At 39.2% G+C, this 22,596-nt stretch carries 19 protein-coding genes; 4 read left to right on the top strand and 15 right to left on the bottom strand.

Annotation, left to right across the window (positions count from 1 at the left end; all coding sequences use genetic code 11):
- Positions 1-5 precede the first annotated feature (5 nt).
- Positions 6-1,559, top strand: coding sequence for a cation:proton antiporter (locus AC504W_RS09080; protein WP_494877467.1), 1,554 nt, complete (start codon positions 6-8; stop codon positions 1,557-1,559).
- A 17-nt stretch (positions 1,560-1,576) separates the two neighbouring features.
- On the opposite strand, the gene AC504W_RS09075 is transcribed toward AC504W_RS09080, so the two are convergent.
- The 3 genes from AC504W_RS09075 to AC504W_RS09065 all read right to left on the bottom strand — a co-directional run bounded on the left by AC504W_RS09075 (position 1,577) and on the right by AC504W_RS09065 (position 3,550).
- Positions 1,577-2,119, bottom strand: a complete 543-nt coding sequence (locus AC504W_RS09075; RefSeq protein ID WP_494877466.1) for a DUF3124 domain-containing protein — start codon at positions 2,117-2,119, stop codon at positions 1,577-1,579.
- 5 nt (positions 2,120-2,124) lie between these two features.
- Positions 2,125-2,802, bottom strand: a complete 678-nt coding sequence (locus AC504W_RS09070; protein ID WP_494877465.1) for a potassium channel family protein — start codon at positions 2,800-2,802, stop codon at positions 2,125-2,127.
- A gap of 223 nt (positions 2,803-3,025) precedes the next feature.
- A complete protein-coding gene (locus AC504W_RS09065) occupies positions 3,026-3,550 on the bottom strand; it encodes a hypothetical protein (protein ID WP_494877464.1) in 525 nt (174 codons plus the stop codon).
- Positions 3,551-4,250: 700 nt separating this feature from the next.
- On the opposite strand from AC504W_RS09065, the gene AC504W_RS09060 reads away from it, so the two are divergent.
- Entirely contained in the window at positions 4,251-5,978 is a 1,728-nt protein-coding gene (locus AC504W_RS09060; RefSeq protein ID WP_494877463.1) for a S8 family peptidase, read from the top strand.
- A 119-nt stretch (positions 5,979-6,097) separates the two neighbouring features.
- On the top strand, positions 6,098-6,394 hold the full coding sequence (locus tag AC504W_RS09055) for a hypothetical protein (RefSeq protein ID WP_494877461.1): 297 nt from the start codon (positions 6,098-6,100) through the stop codon (positions 6,392-6,394).
- Between the two features lie 103 nt (positions 6,395-6,497).
- On the opposite strand, the gene AC504W_RS09050 is transcribed toward AC504W_RS09055, so the two are convergent.
- Positions 6,498-7,838 (bottom strand): hypothetical protein, encoded by a 1,341-nt coding sequence (locus AC504W_RS09050; protein ID WP_494877460.1) that lies wholly within the window; start codon positions 7,836-7,838, stop codon positions 6,498-6,500.
- Positions 7,839-8,796: 958 nt separating this feature from the next.
- On the opposite strand from AC504W_RS09050, the gene fmt reads away from it, so the two are divergent.
- A complete protein-coding gene (fmt, locus tag AC504W_RS09045; protein WP_494877459.1) occupies positions 8,797-9,792 on the top strand; it encodes a methionyl-tRNA formyltransferase in 996 nt (331 codons plus the stop codon).
- Positions 9,793-9,850: 58 nt separating this feature from the next.
- On the opposite strand, the gene AC504W_RS09040 is transcribed toward fmt, so the two are convergent.
- The 11 genes from AC504W_RS09040 to AC504W_RS08990 all read right to left on the bottom strand — a co-directional run bounded on the left by AC504W_RS09040 (position 9,851) and on the right by AC504W_RS08990 (position 22,483).
- On the bottom strand, positions 9,851-10,204 hold the full coding sequence (locus tag AC504W_RS09040) for a DUF6464 family protein (RefSeq protein WP_096575376.1): 354 nt from the start codon (positions 10,202-10,204) through the stop codon (positions 9,851-9,853).
- Between the two features lie 158 nt (positions 10,205-10,362).
- Entirely contained in the window at positions 10,363-10,962 is a 600-nt protein-coding gene (locus tag AC504W_RS09035; protein WP_494877458.1) for a hypothetical protein, read from the bottom strand.
- A 43-nt stretch (positions 10,963-11,005) separates the two neighbouring features.
- A complete protein-coding gene (locus AC504W_RS09030; protein ID WP_494877456.1) occupies positions 11,006-12,031 on the bottom strand; it encodes a glucokinase in 1,026 nt (341 codons plus the stop codon).
- A 204-nt stretch (positions 12,032-12,235) separates the two neighbouring features.
- Positions 12,236-12,883, bottom strand: coding sequence for a histidine phosphatase family protein (locus AC504W_RS09025; RefSeq protein ID WP_494877455.1), 648 nt, complete (start codon positions 12,881-12,883; stop codon positions 12,236-12,238).
- Positions 12,884-13,634: 751 nt separating this feature from the next.
- Positions 13,635-15,035: an AAA-like domain-containing protein gene (locus tag AC504W_RS09020; protein WP_494877454.1), complete on the bottom strand. Its 1,401-nt coding sequence runs from the start codon at positions 15,033-15,035 to the stop codon at positions 13,635-13,637.
- Positions 15,036-15,271: 236 nt separating this feature from the next.
- Positions 15,272-15,676: a response regulator gene (locus AC504W_RS09015; protein WP_494877453.1), complete on the bottom strand. Its 405-nt coding sequence runs from the start codon at positions 15,674-15,676 to the stop codon at positions 15,272-15,274.
- Positions 15,677-15,790: 114 nt separating this feature from the next.
- Positions 15,791-16,168, bottom strand: a complete 378-nt coding sequence (locus tag AC504W_RS09010) for a response regulator (protein ID WP_494877452.1) — start codon at positions 16,166-16,168, stop codon at positions 15,791-15,793.
- Positions 16,165-17,829, bottom strand: coding sequence for an ATP-binding protein (locus tag AC504W_RS09005; RefSeq protein ID WP_494879598.1), 1,665 nt, complete (start codon positions 17,827-17,829; stop codon positions 16,165-16,167). Before AC504W_RS09005 ends, AC504W_RS09010 begins: the two co-directional genes overlap by 4 nt.
- An 85-nt stretch (positions 17,830-17,914) precedes the next feature.
- Complete coding sequence (locus AC504W_RS09000; RefSeq protein WP_494877449.1) at positions 17,915-19,720, bottom strand: response regulator; 1,806 nt, start codon at positions 19,718-19,720, stop codon at positions 17,915-17,917.
- Positions 19,721-20,548: 828 nt separating this feature from the next.
- Positions 20,549-21,640, bottom strand: coding sequence for a hybrid sensor histidine kinase/response regulator (locus AC504W_RS08995; protein ID WP_494877448.1), 1,092 nt, complete (start codon positions 21,638-21,640; stop codon positions 20,549-20,551).
- Positions 21,641-21,748: 108 nt separating this feature from the next.
- Positions 21,749-22,483 (bottom strand): response regulator transcription factor, encoded by a 735-nt coding sequence (locus tag AC504W_RS08990; protein WP_494877447.1) that lies wholly within the window; start codon positions 22,481-22,483, stop codon positions 21,749-21,751.
- Positions 22,484-22,596 lie beyond the last annotated feature (113 nt).

Here is a 22,596-nt window from a genome sequence, read left to right as displayed (position 1 = left end):
TCACTGTGAATGTTACTGAATTAGTTAAAATTTCTATTATTCTCTTACTAGTTGCCACTGGTGTAGCCTTACTATCCCGTCGGTTGCGAGTTCCTTATGTTACGGGTTTGGTATTAGCAGGGTTGCCCATAACTGAATTATTATCTCATCGCATTGGTTTAGATCCTTCTTTGGTATTAAATCTATTTTTACCAATTCTGATTTTTGAAGCTGGGATCAATACAGATGTTAGTCGTCTTCGCAGCACTTTTAAACCCATTGCCCTTTTAGCTTTACCTGGGGCTGTAGTTTCTAGTGCGATTATTGCCGTCGTGTTAAAACTAGGGCTGGGATTAACTTGGATACCGGCTTTACTGGTGGGTGTGATTCTGGCAAACACAGACACTGTTTCCATGATTGCAGTATTTAAGGAAATACCCGTACCTTCCCGACTATCTACAATTGTTGAAGGCGAAACTTTATTCAATGATGCGGCGGCGTTAGTTTCATTCAATCTAATTTTGCAAGTATATTCCACAGGTTCAATCACCTTAGTAGGAGGAATCCAACAACTACTATTTATTTCTTTAGGTGGTTGCATTGTCGGTTTAGTCTTAGGTTACTTAAGCATACCTGTATTCGCCCGTTTAGATGATCCTCTCAGTAGTCTGTTGTTAACGGTTGCAGTTGCTTTAGGTACTTTTCAGGTAGGGCAATTTATCGGCGTATCAGGTGCTGTGGCGGTAGTTGTCGCTGGCTTAATTTTCGGTAATCTGGGACTTTCGCGCAATACTTCGGCTTCTAGTCGCATCACTTTGTTGAGTTTTTGGGAATATGCCAGTTTTACGGTGAATACGTTTATTTTTCTGTTGATTGGGCTAGAAATCAACTTAGTCACTTTCTGGAAAACTTTACCTGCTGTGTTGCTGGCAGTTTTAGCTTATCAAGCAGGACGAATACTAACAGTTTATCCACTGTTGGCGACGGTTCGTTGGTTCGATCGCCCTATTCCTCTGCGTTGGCAACATTTACTCTTTTTAGGCAATATCAAAGGCTCTCTCTCAATGGCTTTGGCGTTGAGCTTACCAACTACTTTACCAGGTCGAGATGTTTTGATCGCTTTAGTTTTTGGCAGTGTGCTGGTTTCATTAGTGGGACAAGGTTTAAGCCTACCTTGGCTAGTCAAACGCTTAAAATTATCGAAATTCTCCGAAACACAGCAGCAAGTAGAAGAATTACAAGCGCAACTGATGACAGGTAAAGCCGCACAGGAAGAATTAGATAGCTTATTGAAATCAGGAGTATTGCCAAAATCAGTTTACGAAGAAATGCGATCGGTTTATCAAGTCCGAGTGGCTGGGGCAGAAAAATCGCTGAGAGACTTATATAATCGCCGCGTTGACAATTTAGATGCCAAAAATAGTGATTTGAGTAAATTGGATGCTATTCGTCGTCGCTTGCTGTTAGCCGAAAAGGGAGTTCTCAACGAGGCGCTGCGTAAGCGAATTCTTTCGGAAGAAATTGTCCGCGGACGGATACAATCTCTTGATGAACAAATGTTGCAACTGGATGACGATTGATAGCTTTTGAATAATGTCTATTTGTTGTACTTTTTTATCACTTTTCCCGGACTAATAAACGATATTCCTTGCTGAAAGTCAGTGCCAATCATTACCGCTTCAACTATCGGCTCAGATATTGCTGTTGATGATACCCACTCGACAATAAAATTTGCCCCGACACCACCTCTACTATCATTGCGATTCACAAAAAATTCTGTAGAAGCGAGTGCATCAAGTTGAATCGGTTTTTCTAAATATTGCTCAATTAGTTTGCCGTTGGAGTCGTAATAACGCACAGAAGTAATAATTATAGGATTAGCAACATCTGTATTCCGAATACTCAAGGTAGCTGCTAAATTAAAAATTTCTTGGCGATTGTGATGATATATCTCAGAATAAATAGGAACATAAATAGTTTGACCTGTTGCTATTTTAAAATTCTGATCTAAAGTCACAACTTTATGAGCTTGACCACTCGGAGTTGGCTTAGTTTGTGACTTAAGAGAATTTTCTGATGTTTGACAAGCCGTGAGAAAAATAACTGCGATCGCTAAAATAATTTGTAAATAAAATTTCATGCAAATTACTTACAACCCTCGATAAAATCAATGACTTGATGTACAGTTCCTGGCTTAGTCGCAATCAATACAGTCGAACCAGGTTCTAGAACTGTACTACCGTTAGGAATCATCAAGTCTTCGTGGGGGTGAGGTTGATAACCAATAATCAAAGAGCCATTAGGAAATCGAGCATCTTGCGCTATTTCAGCTAGGCTGCGATTGACTACATAACAATTATTGGGAATCGCCAGTTTTAAAACTTCAATCTGCCCTTGCTCAAAGTGCATCATTGATTCTACTTGCGGATATTCAATGGCATTTACCATTGTGGAAACGGATAGTTCAACGGTGCTAATTACATGGTTAGCTCCTGCTAAACGCAGTGGTTCTGCAAAATCACCATGACGTAACCGACTCAAAATATGCGTCACACCGTAGTGTTTGGCAAGAGTTACCATTGCCAAGTTCAACGCATCACTTCTCAGGACTGCTACTAAGGCATCGGCTTTACGAATTCCGGCTTCTAACAAAACTTCTGTACTCACAGCACTGCCTTCAAAAGCCATTGCTCCCACTTGTTCACGGGCATAGCGACAAGCTGTAGGCTCTATATCAATGACGGCAACAGTATGCCCTAGTTCTACCAATTTTTGAGCTAAAGAAAGCCCTACTAAGCCTGCTCCACCAACTAGCACGTACATGGCTACTCCTGATACTCAAAAACTTTCTCCTTTACAGGTTAACAATAAAGTGAATTTGACGAGCTTGTTGGATATTGGGAGAAATACTTTGGTACTCATACCGTTTCACTTTAAGTTTGATACAAATAGACCGCAGGGGGCAGGGAGCAGGGAGCAGGGGGAAAGAATGAAAAACTCATAAATCTGTATCATTTTTTTCGTGAAATGGTATCACTATACTATTTCAACTTTGAGGCACATCAACAACACGCCATTCCTGGATACCCCAACGTTGCAAAATTGGTTCAGCATGAATAATATCTGCTTCTGTGCCTTCTATAGTTACTAAATAATTACCCTGAAATACTTGGTCATGATAAAGTTGCGCTGCTTCTTCCGGCAAAAACCAACCCCGCAGCGCACCAATGATTCCGCCAGCTGCTGCACTAGCACCACTCCCTAAAAGTGTAGCTAAGGCAGACTCGACAGCGAGGGCTGGGCCAAACCCAGGAATCAGCAAAATCCCAAAACCTGCGACTAAGGTAAGTAACCCAGCTGTTCTCGCAGTTGCTAATGCACCTATAGTTGCCCCTTCAGATTGAGTAATATTATTTTCTCTGGTCTTAGTCTCGTCAAGTTCAGGCTGGCGAGTAATTACAGAAATTTTATTCATCGAAAAGCGCGTATTGTTTAATTCGGCGATCGCTTGTAGTACAATTTGGCGATCGCCAAATATGCCAATAGCGTGCTGGAGTTTACCTGAAGCCATTTTGCCTCCCAAAAACATGAATGAATCAACAAAGCTTTGATCTTTGCTGGATTTGTTTTTAGTCTTAGCAACAAATATGACGAGAAAATGACTATCTATAGATAAATTGTTGACGCTTGATAGGATGAAAAGCTGACTTTACATAACTTGCTCTACGAGTTATTTCTCACCAATTTTGTATTAATTACTACGAAGTTTTAGCTTTATAATTCTTGATGTTTATTTATAACATTTAGGAATTACATAAAATAAACTCTTACCGCTACCTATTCATCGCCAAAAGATGTATCTTCCCAAAACGAGCAAATTTATAACTTTTCCGTAATCATCGAGACTGTCACTGAATTACTAAAAAGCACTTCTGAAACAAACATTTAATTTAGATACTCATGACCAAGTAATTCAGCTAATCATCTCTACTATATTTATTGACACTAGGATATTTCAGCAGTTACAACAACATCAAATGAGGAGAGAAATAATTCATAAAAATTAGAGAGAAATGAAAACTTTCGCATTAAACTTTATGAGTTATTGATTTATTCATAAACTGATTTATGGCTATCTAGTAAAACCATAGATAACCATAAACTATCCACAAATAAAGCAACAAACATCACCTAATTTTTACTAATTTAGGGTGAATTTTCGTACTGAAAAAATTACTGTTTTTCCCAAGATTATAGAGGTTAAAACCACAATGAGACACGAAAAACTTTCTCCTGGGCTGCTGTTGGCAGTGGAAGATTATCAACATGAAGGGCTACCAGCTTTAATGATACACAAGCGATCGCTGGGGATCATGGCACCCAAAAGCATCGTCAAGCCTACCAAAAGTCTGGTGTTTATCTACTGTGACGATGACGCAGATTTAAGCCACTTGGCACAATATGGCATAGAAATTAATCAAAATGCAGGTCATGTGCGTACAGCTTTCCTCCCCATTGAAAGTTTAGATGCTTTATCAGAAGAACCAGCCATCCAGCGGATTAAACCATCGCGCAAACTCAAACTACGGATGGATGTTGCTCCCCAAGCCGTAAAATTACCAGAATTTAAGAACAAAACTGGACTGACTGGCAAGGGTGTAATTATCGGTGTGGTTGACAGTGGGATTGATCCGAAACATCCTGCTTTTGCTGGACGGATTTTACGGTTATGGGATCAAACCCTACCGGGGCCAGGAGTTAAAGAAGGTGGTTATGGTGCGGAATTAACAGATGCCTTACTCACTGTTTCTCAAGATACTGAGGGTCATGGTACTCATGTTGCAGGTATCGCGTCTGGTGCTGATGTTACCTACGGTGGTGTCGCACCAGACGCAGAATTAGTAATTGTCAAATCTGACTTACAGGATGCCCACATTGCTGATGCTGTTCGCTATATTTTTCGAGTAGCTGGTGAGTTAGGACGGCCAGCAGTAGTCAATCTCAGTTTAGGTGGACACGCCGATGCTCACGATGGTAGCGACTCTCTTTCTAAAGTGATTGACGCAGAAACTGGCCCTGGCAGAATTGTTTGCTGTGCAGCTGGTAACGAAGGCAACGACAATATTCATGGTCAAGCCATTGTCGCCAGTGGGAAGATGCGGGGAATGCGGTTTAATGTGCCGTTAAATCAAGTCGGTATTGTTTGGCTGAATGCTTGGTATGCCAAAGACAGTCAATTAGAAGTTTCCTTACGCAGTCCTAACGGGTTTGTGACTCCTTTCCAAAAAATTATTCCTAACGGGAACCCAGCCGTAGATCATCAACTCCCCGATGCACGGGTGCAAATTGTCACGCCCGGCCCAGATGCGTCCAACGGCGACTATAATTTCTATGTGCAGATTCGCGGAAATGGCCCGTCTCCAGTTATGGGTGGGATTTGGCAGCTAAGAGTCCGTAACACATCTTCCAATGATGCCCGCTTAGATGTATGGACATTAGATGATACTTCCTCAGTGTTTTTTACAGGTAATAGTGTCAAAGATTCCGTGAAAATTGGCGCACCTGGATGTGCTGACAGTGCAGTTACCGTTGCAGCTTACACCACCAAAGTTAAGTACACAGATATTGATAACCAAGTGCGAGAAATGGGTTTAGAACCCAACTGCATTTCTGAGTTCAGTAGTGAAGGGCCGTTACGTAATGATAGCCAAAAACCGGACGTTGCTGCGCCTGGAGCAATGATTGTGTCTGCTCTATCTTCTAATGCCAATGCTGACCGTTCGATGACGATTAATTCTAAGTTTTTGGCGATGGCTGGCACTAGTATGGCGACACCTTTTGTTACAGGGTTGGTAGCATTATTATTGCAACGCGATCGCAATTTAGATCCCCAAGCTATCAAAGAGTTATTCCGTAAAAACAGTTCAATTCCTGGCAAACCAGCTGGAACCTTTGATAACAAATGGGGTTATGGCTTGATTAATACCGAAAATCTGTAATAAGGCGTATAGATTGGTGTATTACGTCTGTATAAGGGTAGGTAATTAAAACCTCAAAATTTGATAGCTTAGTCTTAGGCAAGTTTTCAACTGCCTACCCTTTTACGAAGGAAATACTTATGAACTATCAAAAGCTAGGTGCAGCACTGGCGATGGCACTTAATGATGTTCAAGATCCAGGAACACCGAGTTTAACGGTATTCATCCATACTGAACCAATTTCCGAGACGGCGATCGCAATTTTACAAAGTTTCGATGTTAGTGATGTTACAAGCGATAAAGATACTTTTACCGCCACCTTATCAGCAAATGCAATTTCCCAGCTATCAGAACAAACTTGGGTAAAATCTTTACAACTCTCCCAAAAGTTAGGTTTGCTGAATAATGGAAAAAGAATGCAAAGTTTCAAAATTTGACAAGTTAATCAAGCTTATAGTTACATCGCTATTCAAAAAAAATTTCCCGTTATTACTACAGTTAATAACGGGAATAAATATTATTTTTAATATACTTTAGCAATTATCGAGTTGCAACTTGTGGCCCTGACCACACTTCTGTCTGATCACCAAAAGTTACAGGCTGATCGGCATCTGTTGTATTTACTGTCTTACCATCAGTAGCAACTTTTACCAGAGGCCATTCTTCTTCACCCATTTCTCCTTCGCGGAACAGTACGTGATCTGGTTGGTTTTTACTCCAACCTAGTAACACCGCAATTTTTTCATGCTCTTCTTCCTGGCGAGATGGAGCAACAGTGTTAGTGTGATTTTTTTGCCGATCCCAGATAACTGCACGATCTGTTGCGTCGCCTGTATTGAATACACCCTCAAACTTACGTGCTAAAAAGCGATCGCTTTTTTCTGACCAGCTAACAGGAACCAATACCCCAATTTTGCCATTTTCTTGGATCTGTTCTGGTGGTGCAACATTACTATGTAATAACGGATCTTTGACTTGCGAAGTTGAAGCCATTACCCGCAATTTCTTAGTTTGTCTATCTTCAACAAACATCGTACTGCTAACACGGCTGTTATACATTTCCGGTTTAACCTCCATTTGCACCCGGCTGTAAACAGCATACTTACCATCAGGAGAAACCACGGGTAAACTCCGGTAATAGCGCACTCCACTATTACCTTTTGCGCCAATTGCTTCTTGATTTGCCACAATCCATTTCCAAGGAATTGGATGGGGACTACCAATAGGATCTACTTGTTCTGCTTGCTCATCGCTAGGGAATTCCATTGCGGGTTCATCAGTGGTAGATTCTGATTCTGACTCTTGGGGCATTGGTACAACCCCTGGAATGCGATTTAATGCTGATGAGCCGACAAGAGCATTTTTTGCAGATGCAAAATAATCTTCTTGCCTTAACGACTCAATCTCAGCGGCTTGTAATTTTGTCGCTAACTTGAGATCATTAACGTTGATGTTGGGAATTGGAGCCAGTTCTACTGCTGCTAAAGGATCAGTAGTAGTTATATCACCGCTTGTATGAGAGCCATTTTTGATTGCATAATCTGCTACTACTAAAGACTCGATTTTTTGTGCTTGTATCACTGGCTGTTCCCCAACTACAGCCAATTTCTGTGAAAATGCAGTAGATTCTCCGGTGCTGGAGTTGTGCGGAGCATCTTGAAACATTCCTGCTAAATCAGGCTCACCAAAATTAGCCGTCTCTTGAGGTACAGCTTCAGATTCTCCCGCATCAGGAGTAATTTTAGCTACTACTTTTGATTGTTTAGCAGAGGTAGAGTGACCTGATGCAGCAATTAAAGGAGCAATCAGCATCACTACAACAACAGAATTAAGAAATGGTTGCACACGGAACCATCCTGACAGCAAGAGGGGTTTGAGCATGTGTGGACTCTCTAGAAGTGCGGGTGCTGTGTGAGGAGCAATCGATGTCTATGTAGCAAGAAAAAAGGTGATGACTACAGGTATAACAATAAACTCATGGTTTTTACGAGTTGTGAGCAATAATTTTTTTAAATTTGCATTGCGTCACATAAATTGATTATCATTAGCTACACCTTTTGCTGAATAAATACTATTTATTTACGAAAGTTTTGCCAATACAAAGTTAATGCAGATTAATCGCAAAATTACTGCATAAACTCAACTTTTACGCCTTTCACCCATCATTAACCACACCAGAAAACTGATAATTAATTAAGAAGCATAAGGCGCATGATGTTGGCTACAAATACTAGTACAGATTGGCGGCAATAAAGCACCAATTATAATTTGCTCAAAAGCTCACTATACAGGTTTCTTTATTTCAGACTTCAGCCTTTTTGTACTAGCAGCCTACAGGTAGAGCAAATAGCTGAACTGTTGGGATAGACTTTAGCAACTGCCAAGCCGCAGGAGGCTCCCATGATCCCTGCTACAACAGTGCAGACCCCGGTAACGTTGAAAGTGAGTGAGGCGTTACTTTAAAAGCTGGGAAAGCTGACGCACAACATATAATACTCGAAAAACCGAGTTAGTATCCACCCCTGGGAGTAAATTAATATCTAACTGTAACAATTGGAAAAGTGCAGATGGACTTGTAACTGCATTTTAGGAAAAACCGACTAGCTACTTTGCTTTGGTAAACCTCACAAAGCGCTTTTTTTGTCTCTAGCTGAATCAGCCTACTAAATAAAGTATCAAGTTGATATCAATTTATCAACATATTGGGTTAAATTATTTTTAGTTTATCAATAAAACTTCGTTTCGCCAACTTTATAGAGAAAATAGGGAATTAAGGAGGATAATAATAAGTAACTAAGTAATTATTACCTATTGACTATTAACTATTGATTATTGATTAATGAAAGTTGTATTTTTTGGCACTCCTGAATTTGCTATTCCTACTCTAGAAAAATTACTGAATCATCCAGAATTTGAAATTTTGGCAGTAGTTACTCAACCGGATAAACGTCGAGAACGTGGAAACAAACTTACTCCTTCACCTGTAAAAACACTTGCTCTCAATCATAATTTGCCAGTGTGGCAACCAGAGCGAGTCAAAAAAGATAGTGAAACTTTAACCCAGTTGCAACAAACAGCAGCCGATGTATTTGTTGTGGTAGCTTACGGACAGATTTTGTCGAAAAAAATCTTGAAGATGCCTAAATTGGGTTGCATTAATGTGCATGGCTCAATTTTACCGAAGTATCGCGGTGCGGCTCCGATTCAGTGGTCTATATGTAATGGTGAAGCAGAAACAGGAATTACCACAATGTTAATGGATGTTGGTATGGATACAGGGGATATGTTACTAAAAGCAACCACACCTATTAGCTTGTTAGATAATGCTGATAATTTAGCCGAGAGATTAGCGACAATTGGTGGAGATTTATTAATAGAAACTTTGTTAAAACTGAAGCTGCAAGAAATTCAACCAGTTACGCAAAATAACGCAGAAGCTACTTATGCACCTTTGATACAAAAGCAAGATTACGAGTTAAATTGGTCAAAGAGCGCTATACAATTACACAATCAAATTCGGGGTTTCTATCCTAACTGCTGCACAACGTTTCGGAATCAGACTCTCAAAATTACAGCTACCCTTCCCCTTGGTTCTGCTTACGCTGAAGAAATACCACCAGAATTAGCAAAAATATGTCAAAAATTGCCTGATTTATCCAATATATCTGGTAGTCCAGGAGAAATAGTAAGCATTGCCAAGGGAATAGGAGCGATCGCCCAAACTGGAGCAGGTTTATTATTATTACGGGAGGTTCAGTTAGCTGGTAAACGTCCCCAGTCGGGATGGGATTTTGTCAATGGGACGCGTTTAACGATAGGCGAAGTTTTGAAATAATATGGAGTATGAAAACTTTCAGACTAGCCTTCGGCAAGCCCCTGCGGGTCTACAGACTTCATACTTTTTCATAGTAGCGACAATCCTGGCAAGGGCCGTGGGGGTTGACTGCACAGCGCACAATTTCTGACTTAGCGTTATAAATACAAGTTGCATCACCAACTACCCAACGGCCATCTACCAAAGTTTTTTCGGCTGGTCTTTGAGCAAACTGCACGTAGAGGGCTATATTATAAAGTCGATAACGCCCATATTTAAATTGATATCGATGGCGACGCTCTAGTACAGCGTAGGTTTTACCTTGAAAATCAAGATAGTTTCCCGGTTGGGGTGTCCAGTCAAGTTGCACTTTACCGAGGGACTGACGCGGGTGCGTCAGTATCACCTCGGTTGGTAGAGAGTCTGGCTCCATAAATTTATGTGATGTGGTTTACATTATAAAAATAGTATCGCAGGAGCCTACGCTTGCTTATCTGACTTCGATTATAATTAATGATTAACTTTTTCTGTGAGAGATTGAGGTAAAGCGATCGCCTCAGACTTAAAAATCCAAGGCGATAGATGATCTCGCTATCTCAAAACGACTTGGAAGGAATTCAAATAACCTGTAATAGTTTTGCTGAGAGTTTGTTGTTGCTTTTTCGTGGTAATCGCCATAACTTGATAAAGTCTACCTTCGGCAACATACATCCGACTTCTGGTAATTTTACCTCCGGCATTCACAAACTCAATTTCTTTGCCAGGATGACCATTGGAGCTACGAATATTACGCTGACGAATTAAATTACTTTTCGTAGTTTTTAAAACCATCGCCTGTGCTTGCTCTAATATGGTTTGGGGATTGGTCAATGTACCGTAACTGTGAGGAAACTCATTATAAACAACTACGTAGGCAACTTGCTGTTTTGGTGGTTGAGCAAAGAAGATTTCTAAATCTATTTCCCCCATATAAGTTTTTTGGGTTTGGGTTTCTTTACTAGGTGTTCCTGGCATTAATACTGTAAAACGTCCATCAGGCGCACGAAATAACTTCCATTTTGGTTGGACTGGTTGCGCCGCAATTTCTGGCTTTTTAGTTGCTGGTTGCTGGGGTTGGCGTGCTTCCACAATAAAACAGCTACCACAAACAAGTGTGGCAGCTATGAATGGTAACAATTTTTTGAATGTCATAGTTTTAGCTTTGCTGATGCAGATATCACTGATGATGTTACTGTTATAACCTCGCTGCACACAACGCTGCACCTATTAATCCTACTTGGGGGTTGAGAATAATATATACTGGTACTTCTTCTAAAAGAGAACGCATTCGGCCTTTTTGAGTAAAGTTCAATAAGAAATTACCGTTTTGAATTAAAGGTAGAATTTTCGGTGCAATTCCACCAGCGATGTACAAGCCACCGTAAGGTAAAAGTTTTAAGGCGAGATTTCCGGCTTCTGCACCGTAAGCATCAACAAATAGTTGTAAAGTTTGTTCCGAGAGGCGATCGCTTTTCTGCACTGCGGCTTTACCAATCACAGCACCAGGATCGATGCTTTTCTCCTGCTGTCCGGCTTCTTGTTCCCAAGTTCTCACAGCTTGGGCAATTTCTGGAGATTCTGTCGCATGTTTGCGATCGCGCAGAAATTGGTAAATCGCCACAATACCCAAACCAGAAACAACGCGTTCTACAGACACACGCTGGATATCATGTTTATCCAGCAAATATTTCATCAGTTGAAATTCTAACTCGTTGCGAGGGGCAAAGTCGGCATGACCACCTTCGGAAGGAAAAACTTGATAATGATCTCCCTGCTTCATCAAAAAGCCTTGTCCTAAGCCAGTACCTGCACCAATTACAGCGATGGGTGCTGCTGGTTTTTGTTTCCCTGGTTGTAAAGTCAGTAAATCTTCTGTACTTAAACCGAAAATACCATAGCCAACAGCGGCAAAGTCATTAATCAGTGAAATTGCCGCAACACCCAATTCTTGTTGCAGACGTTCGGTATCTAAATACCATGCAAGGTTAGTTAATTTCGCTGTGTTATTGACTACTGGCCCAGCGATCGCAAAACAAGCTTTTTGGGGAGTTCCTGTATTTGCTTTGAGTAAAAACTGCTGTACTATCGGCACTAAATCAGGAAAATCCCCACTGCGATAACTGTCCTCATAAATAGTCTGTAAACCTTGTGTATCTGAGGTTTTCACTAATCGCAAAATGGTTTTTGTGCCGCCGATATCTCCTGCTAGTAACAAAGTCATAAATCAACACTGAGTAATTTAGTTGTGGTTTTTGTTGATAAAACTTACGTAGAAAAATGTGTCATTTCACCCTAAGCTATTGTGTATCACTGCGTAAGTCTTAATAAAGTCAATTCAAAATTGAGGCAGAAATCTGGGTAAGACTAGATTAATATTTAATCTTTTCTTGATATGTAACTCTAGTCTTCTGCCTTGTTGGGGAATTTACGCAAATCGGATCACTTCTTCTACTTGATTTAAATGAGCAGTATCCCCTTTTAGTTCTAGCAACCATTCTGGGCCTTGAAGCACAACCTTGACTAAAGAACATAAGGAAGCCTTAACTTCAGTTTTGGCAACTTCACCAACTAACCCCATTGCCGCCCCTAGCACAGAAGCACCATGTGCTACCAATAAGATATGCTCTGGAAAGAATTCTGCTGCTAGACATCTAGCAGTTTGTCCTGAACGTGCGCGTACTTGCTCATGTGTTTCGGGGTATTTGGCCGCAATACGCGGTGTGTAGCTAGGATCAATCCTGGGAAATAGTTCTTTTAAAGCTAGAACAGAAAGTCTTTCTGGTTCTTCCGTCATCCATTCAGGATTTAACCATTCGCTCAAGCCTGTTTCTAATTTGATGGATAAATCCAAGGCTTCAGCCACAGCATTGGCTGTTTGCACCGTTCGTAAAAAGGGAGAAGCAAAAATATGGGTAATTTTCTCGGTTTTCAAGCGTTGGGCTAATTGTTTTGCTTGCACGAAACCATCGTCAGATAAAGGCGGATCGTAGCGTCGTTCGGCGGTGAGGAACCAATCAGGATTTACAAAGTCGAGGCGGTTGGCGTGTCTTGCGATCCAGACTATTTGACTCATGGGTTTTTTACGGCAAATAAAGTTCACACCTATAGAAAAATAGGAGTGCTAAAAGACTGTTGCAAACCCAATATTATGACAAATTTTGTAATGTTTTGTAATAGTTAAATATAATGCTAGGTATAAATCAAGACTATTTATATACTGCTTCTGCTTAACATTAACGTGAATTCGACGAACCTCACCCCAACCCCTCTGTCTTGAAAAGTTTTGCGCCGGGAAACCCGGACGCGCAACGCCAGTTGCTTTATGCCGGGGAACCCGTCCAACGCACTGGCTCAACTTTTCGCTCCGACGCAGAAAGGAGCAAAATCTTACTATTTTTGAACGAAAAAATCATATTTTCAACGCCTCCACCCGTGGGGGAGAGGTTTGGAGAGGGATTTTTTCAATCCGTCGAACTCACGTCACATTACTCAATAGCCAACTACACACAGACAGACAAAATTAATACCTCCGGCGAGAGAGGGCATTGCATCTCAGCATCTATTAACCTGCAAATAATAGAACCTTTCAGCCGGAACAGCTAAGACTCCTTAGCTGTTTTTATTTTTTCTCTTGATGCTGCTGAATGAATATTGTAGAGGCGAAAGTTAAACGATCGCACCTATCTCCATCGCTTGTGGTCAATTAGAGACCATTTATAAAGTAAATATGAGGAAGTTCAATTTACTTTATAAATCATCTCTGACTATCTTCTTTCTGATGAACCGACCTTAACACTGGTAAGAAATCCTATACCCATACTAGGCTAAACCATTGTTGTATATAGTTGTTTTTTAAAATAAGTGCGATAGAGTTCGCAACGAGGTAGGATGCGATCGCCCTCAAAACAAATCAATCCTAAACTTTCGAGTTTATAAGCATCCACAGGATCAAGCGTCAAGCTTCCTGGTTGTGTTACAAGTTCAGTATATTTTTTGACTAAATGAGGATTGCTTTGTAGTTTAATCCAGTGTCGCCATAGGTGATGACGATAGATACCACCATTAGCGATCGCCTCTCTAATCAAATCTGGGAGAGTGAGAGTACAAGAGGCCAGATGATACAAGGCTAATTGAATCAAAGCCGGATGACCACCAACCAAAGACATTAATTGAGCAGATTCTTGACCAGGACTCCAGTCTAACTCGTATTTTCTGGCTAAATCTTCTACCTGTGTTTGAGTAAATTCGTTTAAACGGATTGGTAAGCCAATATTAAATGGTGAACGATTAATATTTAGAGAAATATATTGTTCTGTAGAGTAAACCACTACTAATCTCAGCTTTTGCCAATTCTGATTTTGCCGTGCTTCTTCGCACCAAGAACGCAACAAAGCAAAAAATTCTTGAGTAATATGAGGATAGTCAAAAAAGCGATCAACATCGCTCAACACCAAAACTATAGGACTGTCACTTTGTTGGAGAATATACTTTTGTAAGTAAAAGCTACAGCTTAACTTATAACCAATTTCTTCATCCCATTCGTTATCAAGATTAGGATCAATGTCTAATTGTTGGGCAATTTTCCAACAAAGACAACGCAAAAGCTTATTTAAATCAGTCAAACAATGATCATCAATTTGATGGCAATTTACATTAACTGTGCGATATCTTTTTCGGTTAGCAAAAGCTAAAAGACGTAGCACTAGAGAACTTTTTCCCATTTGTCTAGGAGCGCGAATCCGAATTACACAGCCTGGTCGAGTAATTTCTCGATAAACTACTTCTTCTATTGGTGGACGGTCGATATATAAAGGAGAATCTAGAGCAATCGGCCCATCTGGGTATGACCAATGGTTTTCTATTTTGTAAGTAGAGAATTGAGAAGAATTATCTTTTGGTGTATATGAATATTTTGACAAAAAGTCTAAGGCTTCTGTTTTGTTTTCTCCATTTAAAACTGTGTAATCTTCTTCTCGTAATTTTAGATTAAAAGCACTAAAGCACAATTTAAGAGTTTTTTGATCTACACCTTTACTTAAAGACCATAATCGGGTCAAAGTTTTAGTAGAAATATTGATTTGTCTGCTAAGTTCTTCTAGGGTTAAACGATATCCTTGATTTTTGATAACCTCCCAAGATATAATCGCCTCTTGTAAACGTTGTATCCCGGTGGAAGTTAGTACAACGCCTCTTCTTCTCTTAGTTTTATGTTCCTGTAAATTCATAGGTTTTGTAGCAAAATTTTTGGCGTACATAAAATCTAGTAGATAAATTGTGATGCTTGATTTATGCCGAGAATTTGAGGGAAACAATTTATTCTAGTTGTGTATGATTGCTAATAACCTAGTATTTATTTTGGGTAACTTTTTTTAATTATTAAGAGTTATTTAGCAAAGTAATTGTATATAGTTCACAATCTGTTAGATAGTAGGAAATAATAAGACTTTTTATTGATTATTTTTTAAACCACAGATTCGCATTCAGGCTGCACACTCCACCCTAAAGCACGCGTAATTTGATCTGGTAAAGTTAAGGGATTAAAGGGTTTAGCAATGGCCTCAACTACACCAAGCTGCTGAAGTTGTTGAGATGTAAACCAATCTGCAAGTACACTCAAAAGAATTACTGGAATTAATTTAGCTGAGTGTCTTTCATGAAATCTGTACAAGAATGTAGTAATGTCCATACCTGGCATAACAACGTCAAGTAAGATGGCATCAGGACATTCTATCTCTAGTTGTTGAAGGGCTGCTTGGGCTGAAGCAGCTGTTATGACCCTCCATCCGACCAAATCATTTAAACAAATTTGCACCAGTTCTCGAATAGTCGGTTCATCATCAATTAACAATATTGTCTTGATTGTCATACTGAAAAAGCTGGACGGAATGAATTCAGCTTAAATCAAGAAAATAAGAAACTGATAAGAATGTCATTCCTCAATGGTCATTATTCTTCTATTCTCCACTCCTAACTTCCATAACTATTCTCTCCAGTCAAGCATTTGAGCTATTTGTTCACAAATTAGTATTGGATTAAATGGTTTATTGATAACGCCTGCTATTTGCAATTGGGCAAAGCGCTTGTAATCATCTGGCAATACTTTAGCTGTGAGCAAAATTATGGGAATTTCGTGGGTTTTGGGGTTCGCTTTGATTTGCTTGTAAAATTGAAAGCCATCCATGTCAGGCATTGATACATCAAGGAGAATTACATCTAAAGCATCATATTGGGCTTGTAAAAGTCCTTCATGACCTGATGGGGCGGATATTGTCTCCCAGCCGCCCAAATCTTCTAAGCATGTGCAGGCTAGATCTCGAAGTGATTCTTCGTCATCGATAACAAGAATGCGTTTGCTCATAGTTCTTTTACCGATATTGGCAAAGTGAAATAAAATGTACTGCCTTCGCCAAGGGTACTTTCTGCCCAAATACTACCATTGTGTTGTTGAATAATACTTTGACAAATTGCCAAGCCTAGACCTGTTCCGCCTTTAGCATGAGCATCAGAAATATCTACCTGCTGAAAACGTTCAAATATTGTTTCTAGTTTATCGGCAGGAATACCTCTACCTTGGTCTTTGACTGCAAAAAGCACCCATTCTGCTTGAGTTTGGGTAGATAAGGTAATCTCTGAGTTACGGGGAGAGAACTTGATGGCGTTGCTTAATAAATTAGTTAAGGTTTGGATAATTAAATCGAAAGAAGCCCAAACGCAAGCATTAGTATGATTAATAAAGATTTTTAGCTCAGCGGTCAGGGCGATTGATTGTAATCCCTCCACGGCTCGGTGCATTAAATCTGCAACATTGCAGACTTCCTTGACCAGAGGCACTCGCCCGGAAGACAAGCGCTCTAAATCCAAAATATCATTAACTAAACGCACGAGGCGATAGCTATTGGTTAAGGCTTGTCTAATTATCCGTTTGGCTTTTTCTGGCTTGTTATCGTAAATTCCTGTATTCAACAACCCTAAAAATCCTTGAATGGCGGTCAGTGGAGTTCGCAGTTCATGACTAACGATTGAGATAAATTCATTTTTCATTTGCTCAATGGCTTGCTGTTCAGTAATATCTGATATTCGCACTAGATGAATAACTTGGTTAGCGATCGCCACTTTCTTAGCAGCTAGATTACCCCAAAACAAATTTCCTTTACAAGTTACATATTGAATTTCTCGGTTCCAAACACTTTTTTGCTGCATTTGGGCGGTAATTACTGTTAATTCATCCGCAGTAAATGGATAACGCTGAAGCGTGTGACCTTGGATATTAATTAGCTGGGATTTACTGTCAGCTTCAAATAGTTCTACGGCTCGATCATTACAGTCAATAATTAACAGTGTTTGCGGATCGACCAAAAACAAAGCGTCTGCCGATTCATTATAAATACTTTCACGTAAGTCTTTTTGCTGTCGCAGTTCTAATTCTGCAAGTTTGCGTAAGCGAAGTTCTTCGTAGACATTACTAATATTTTTCGTGACCGCAATTATATGTGGTTCTCCCTGAAGCTCAATGATTTCGGCTGAAACCAGCACTGGAATGACTTTACCTGTTTTGTGCAGAACTGTAAATTCTTGATTACGAACTTTTTGACCTGAGAGCAAATCTTGCAAGTAGCTGTGGTTTTCTCCTTGATTTACCCAATATTGAAATGTTACTACTGTGCAGCCAACAACTTCTTCCCGCGAATAACCATATAACTCAATAAAAGCCTCATTCACATCCAGACATTGCCCATTTAGAGTAAAAATACTCATTGCTTCAGGACAAGTACGAAATACTTTGGTAAAGCGTTTTTCCGAATCTTGTAGAGCAGTTTTGACGGAATTATAAGATTGCTTCAGCTGTTGGGACATCCAATGAAACGAGTGTTGCAAAATTTGAATCTCTGCAATGAAACTATCTTGCTTGATGCTGTGATTCCATTGTTCATCTGCTAATGCCAAGCTAGTTTGACCCAATTGTTGTATTGGTCGGACAATCAATTGAGTCAACAATAATCCTACAGCGATCGCACCCATTAACGCCCCAAAACTAAAAAATTTTGATTGTGAGCTTGTTTTTTCCCAAAAACATTGGAGAGCCTCACCTTTGCATCCTCCGCTTTTAAGTTTGGAGTTTTTGCTGTACACGAGAACGATCAATCCGGCTGATGACACGATTGATTAAGTCCGTCTCGACCACAGGTTTACCAATAAAATCATCGGCTCCAGCAGCCAATACCCGTTGAACTGATTTTATATCTGTATGGGCAGTGACTACTAAAATTGGCAAATTTCCCCAATGCGGATCTTGTCGGACTACCCGACACAAGTCAGTACCACTATATGTCGGCATTTCTAAATCAATTATCAATAAGTCAGGAGTTGTAGAAACAAGTGCTTCCCAAAACTTTTGGGGATTGTCTAAGGTCTTAACTTGTAGTCCCCACGATTGCAGAAGATTGCTCAATATCTCCAACATCATTGGATCATCATCTAGAATCATCACTTTGGCTGCACTAGCTGGAGATTGAGGTAAAACTTGGGTAATTACCTGAAATACTTCAGCAGTAGTCGGTGTGGTGAGAAATCCCTGAATTCCCAAACGAGCTACAGCGACTCGCTGTGTCAGATTATCTTGCTCTGCTATGACGAAAATTGGTGTAGTAGGAAACTGTTGTTTGAGTTTATTCAGCGATTTTAAACTCTTTGGCATCGATGTTTGCTCATTTAAATAGAGTAAAATCACCTTGGGCAGTTGAGACACTTGTTGCTGAACACTCTCCCAATTCCCAGCTACTTCTATCTCCATTCCCCAATTTGCAGCTTCGGTTTTCAGTTGGTAAGTAAAAGATTCATCATGGATAGCCAGAACCAAAGGAAGTTTCATCGGTGTAAATTGTTCAACAGTTACGGGTTTGGGAGGTTGAGTGAGTGTTTCTTTGATTTGACCAATTAGTTGTGATAGTTGAACAGCATCCTTTGAAGTTAAATTTTTATCCGTAATCAGTAAATGCTCAATCGCTTGGGCGAACTTTGAGCCTGTTGCGTAGCCAAAGGAGCCTAGTGTTCCGGCTAGTTTGTGTGCTTCGTCACTAGTTTGCTGCCGTAGTTTGGGCGACAATAATCCTTGATGTAAAGCTTGTTCAGCCTGCTCTAGCAAACTTACTCGTTGGCTAAATGTATCTTTGTGGCGTTCTATGGCTTTGTTGATAGAAGCGATCGCTGCTGGTTTGTTTTTCTGTTTAGTTGGCGGCGGAGTCTTGAGCCGATAACCCAAGCCATAAACTGTTTCTAGTAATTCGGCAGACATTCCCACAGTTTTCAGCTTTTGGCGTAAGTCTTTAATTAAATTAGTGACAGCCCCTTCACTGGGTGAAGTATCTATTGACCAGAGGCGATCAATAATCTCACTGCGGCTAAATACACGCTGTGGATGGCGCAAAAACAGCCCTAGTAAGCTATACTCCTTGGGGCTTAAAGATAGAGGTTGTCCTTGATAGGTAACTTCTGCCGAAACAGTATTGATGCAGAGATTTTCCCAATTCAGCAAACTAGGCGTGAGTTCTGTCTGTCCACGCCGTAGCAATGCTCTGATCCGAGCCAGCAACTCTGAGATATCGTAGGGTTTGGTGACATAATCATCTGCACCTGCATCCAAACCTTTCACCACATCAACACTGTGATCTTTCGCAGTCAGCAAAAGAATGGGTTTTTGCATCCCCTGAGCGCGAAGTTGTCGGCAAAGGTTAATTCCGTCCAGTTTGGGAATCAGCAAATCTAACAATATCAAGTCAAAATTTGACAAGGTTGCTAAAGCTAATCCATTTTGACCATCTGTCGCCAGTTCAACTGTATAATACTCTGCCTTTAGAACCTCACTCAGTACGGTCGCAGTTGGTAAATCGTCCTCTACCAGCAGAATTTTCACAACTTCTACTACTTACTAATCAATTATCCACATGATTTCAGTACAACCAAAAATACTTAATCCTCAAAGAATTAAGCCCACACAGGAAAAGTTTTCCATAATTTTTGGCGATGACTTTATTTAGCAGATATTTTTTAAGATACATCTGTTTGCTTGATCAAGCAAGCATAATTTGTCCAGAGTGGAGATATTGTATCTTTTTGATTACAGAAAGTTTTTGGTGGTGCCATCTCTTTGACTTTCTGTTATGCTGCTGCAATTACAGACACTTTTAGGATTATACAAGGTAATTTACGCAAATTTGTCATAAATCATCTCGGATACTGCGTACTTGATCAGTATCGGCTTTTGCGGGAGTTTTTGAAAGTCTTTGCTCAAACCTTACATCATTTTCAATAACAGTCAGGTTAATATAGTTCCGTTAAATGCAGATTTAAATCATCTTTTATTGTGTTGAACAGCATTATTCATATTGGATGCTAACCAATTTAGCTGCGGATAAACACTTACTTCTGTACTGAAAGTTTTATCGTGGTTTCACTTAGATAGTATCTATGAAAAGTGTGGTAATTTTTCGCTTTATTAATAGTTTATAATGTTGTTATATTAACAATATCGCAGGTAAACAATTTTAAAGGAAAACTAAGATATAACATCAAAACATCTGATTTTGCATTGGGTGAGTCTCTGCTCCTAACATAAATGTTAGGAGCTTTATTTTTTAAAAATACAAAATAAAATTTAAATTTTTTAGAAATATTGATAATTTTTAATTTAACAAAAATGAAAATATTAGAGATATAAAATAATCCCTAATATTTTCATTCATCAACAAGGTAAACAAATGCTAACAATAGTTCCTTGATCGGGAGTGCTATTAATGGTAAATTCGCCTTGATATATTTTCACTATATGCTGCACAATAGCTAATCCTAAGCCAGAACCTTGTTGTTCATATAACTTCCTATTAAATTGAATAAATGCGCCAATCTTATCTATCTCTGCACCTGTCATTCCTTTACCATGATCAATCACATCTAATCTATATTGATAATCATTGACTTGACTCAATACTTCAATTTCACTATTTGGCAACGAAAACTTTAAAGCATTATCTATTAATTCTTCAATGATAATACTCAATTTTTCTTGTGGCATTTTTACAAGAGATTCAACCAATGACAACTTTAAATCTTTCTCTCTATTTACTGTTATCGCTTGTTTAAAACAAGCATCCCTAATAACTGTTTTACTTAGGCAATTATCTATTTCTTCTTGAATTTGCCGAATTTTTTGGGGATTTCTAGCAATTAATTCCAGATTACTATATAGTAAAAATCTTTGAGCTAATCTATGCAATCGATTGGCAGATGTATAAATAGATTCTACAATCTCAATTTCTTCCGATTCATTAATCATATCCGAATGCTCAATTAATAATTGAGACATACCAATAATACCATTTAAAGGTGTATTGATTTCATGCGGTAATGAGTGAATAATGTTCATTCTTAGTTCATCTAACTTAGCTTGAGATTGACGATCAGTCACAGCTTTTTTCTTGAGTCGTACAGAAATAGCATTGAGTAATTCTTCTGGGGTAAATGGTTTTGTCAAATAATCATCGGCTCCAAAGTCCATTCCCTGACGGAAATCTGAACGCTCTGCTTTTGCCGTCACAAATATTAAAGGAATATTGATAGTTGTTTCATTTTGACGCAGAGCAGATAGCACACTGTAGCCATCTAACTCAGGCATCATAATGTCACAGATAATTAAATCTGGTAATTGTGTTTGAGCAATTTCTAACCCTATCTTGCCATTTGGCGCAGACAAAGTTTCAAAATTAGAAAGTTGTAAAATTTCCAGGATATTCTCTCGAACTTGAGGTTCGTCTTCTATAATCAAAATTGTGTTCATCTACGATTTAGAAAGATAAATTATTGCTTTTGGGAATAGAATGACAACCCTAATAACATTAAAAATATATACTTATTGAAATAGAGCAATTAAGAAATAGCCTACTATTTATTTACTATGATGTAGTAAATTAAATTTTTGCAAAATCTTGGCATTTTCTGGAGTTAATAATGCTTGTAAATTTTTAATTTCATTCAAAAGCATTATTTCCCGATCATACTCTTCTTGTAAAATCTTTAAGTAGCGATCGCGTTCATTATCTGATTGCACCTGCCTCAGCATATACACTGCCATATTAATATTAGAAAGAGGATTACCTAAATCTTGTAAGAGTTTTTCTAAAACCTCATGACGCATATCTGCTAATTGTTTCGTTTCTTCTATTTTTTGTTGGTTAGACTGAATTTCGTGTTTCAGCTTGATATTGTGTTGACGTTCTTGTTCATACTTTTGTTTCATTAAATTTGGCTTTGCTACCCGTGCCAATCTCATCTCAATTGCCTTCAAAAGTTCCTCTGGAGAAAAAGGTTTTGTGATGTAATCATCGGCTCCTAATTCCATACCTTGACGTAAGTCACCACGCTCGACTTTTGCAGTCAACATAATTACAGGGATAGAATCAGTTTCTGGGTCTTTCCTTAATGCTTTGAGTACACCATAGCCATCTAAATCAGGCATCATAATGTCACAGCAGATCAAGTCTGGCTTTTCTGATTTAGCAAGACGTAATCCATCTAAGCCATTATTGGCAGAAATGGTTTGAAAATCAGACAAACTTAAAATCTGTTGGATGTTGGAACAGATTTGAATTTCATCTTCAATTACTAATATTTTTGGATTCATTAATTTGGTTAAAACATGAATTATATCTACACAGTGGCTTCATACCCATAAAAATAGAAGCACTATTATGAGAAAATTTGCCAAGTTCAGCATTGAGTAACTTAGACTCATAG

It is taken from the genome of Nostoc sp. C96 (assembly GCF_059384975.1).
This window is presented reverse-complemented; position numbering and strand designations above follow the sequence as displayed.

Bases quoted from the DNA above. Each gene is read 5' to 3' on its own strand.
- AC504W_RS09070 (WP_494877465.1), bottom strand. From the start codon at position 2,802: ATGTACGTGCTAGTTGGTGGAGCAGGCTTAGTAGGGCTTTCTTTAGCT.
- fmt (WP_494877459.1), top strand. From the start codon at position 8,797: ATGAAAGTTGTATTTTTTGGCACTCCTGAATTTGCTATTCCTACTCTA.
- AC504W_RS09055 (WP_494877461.1), top strand. From the start codon at position 6,098: ATGAACTATCAAAAGCTAGGTGCAGCACTGGCGATGGCACTTAATGAT.
- AC504W_RS08990 (WP_494877447.1), bottom strand. From the start codon at position 22,483: ATGAATCCAAAAATATTAGTAATTGAAGATGAAATTCAAATCTGTTCC.
- AC504W_RS08995 (WP_494877448.1), bottom strand. From the start codon at position 21,640: ATGAACACAATTTTGATTATAGAAGACGAACCTCAAGTTCGAGAGAAT.
- AC504W_RS09050 (WP_494877460.1), bottom strand. From the start codon at position 7,838: ATGCTCAAACCCCTCTTGCTGTCAGGATGGTTCCGTGTGCAACCATTT.
- AC504W_RS09060 (WP_494877463.1), top strand. From the start codon at position 4,251: ATGAGACACGAAAAACTTTCTCCTGGGCTGCTGTTGGCAGTGGAAGAT.
- AC504W_RS09015 (WP_494877453.1), bottom strand. From the start codon at position 15,676: ATGACAATCAAGACAATATTGTTAATTGATGATGAACCGACTATTCGA.
- AC504W_RS09030 (WP_494877456.1), bottom strand. From the start codon at position 12,031: ATGACTTTGTTACTAGCAGGAGATATCGGCGGCACAAAAACCATTTTG.
- AC504W_RS09020 (WP_494877454.1), bottom strand. From the start codon at position 15,035: ATGAATTTACAGGAACATAAAACTAAGAGAAGAAGAGGCGTTGTACTA.
- AC504W_RS09040 (WP_096575376.1), bottom strand. From the start codon at position 10,204: ATGGAGCCAGACTCTCTACCAACCGAGGTGATACTGACGCACCCGCGT.
- AC504W_RS09010 (WP_494877452.1), bottom strand. From the start codon at position 16,168: ATGAGCAAACGCATTCTTGTTATCGATGACGAAGAATCACTTCGAGAT.
- AC504W_RS09025 (WP_494877455.1), bottom strand. From the start codon at position 12,883: ATGAGTCAAATAGTCTGGATCGCAAGACACGCCAACCGCCTCGACTTT.
- AC504W_RS09005 (WP_494879598.1), bottom strand. From the start codon at position 17,829: ATGGGTGCGATCGCTGTAGGATTATTGTTGACTCAATTGATTGTCCGA.
- AC504W_RS09035 (WP_494877458.1), bottom strand. From the start codon at position 10,962: ATGACATTCAAAAAATTGTTACCATTCATAGCTGCCACACTTGTTTGT.
- AC504W_RS09065 (WP_494877464.1), bottom strand. From the start codon at position 3,550: ATGGCTTCAGGTAAACTCCAGCACGCTATTGGCATATTTGGCGATCGC.
- AC504W_RS09075 (WP_494877466.1), bottom strand. From the start codon at position 2,119: ATGAAATTTTATTTACAAATTATTTTAGCGATCGCAGTTATTTTTCTC.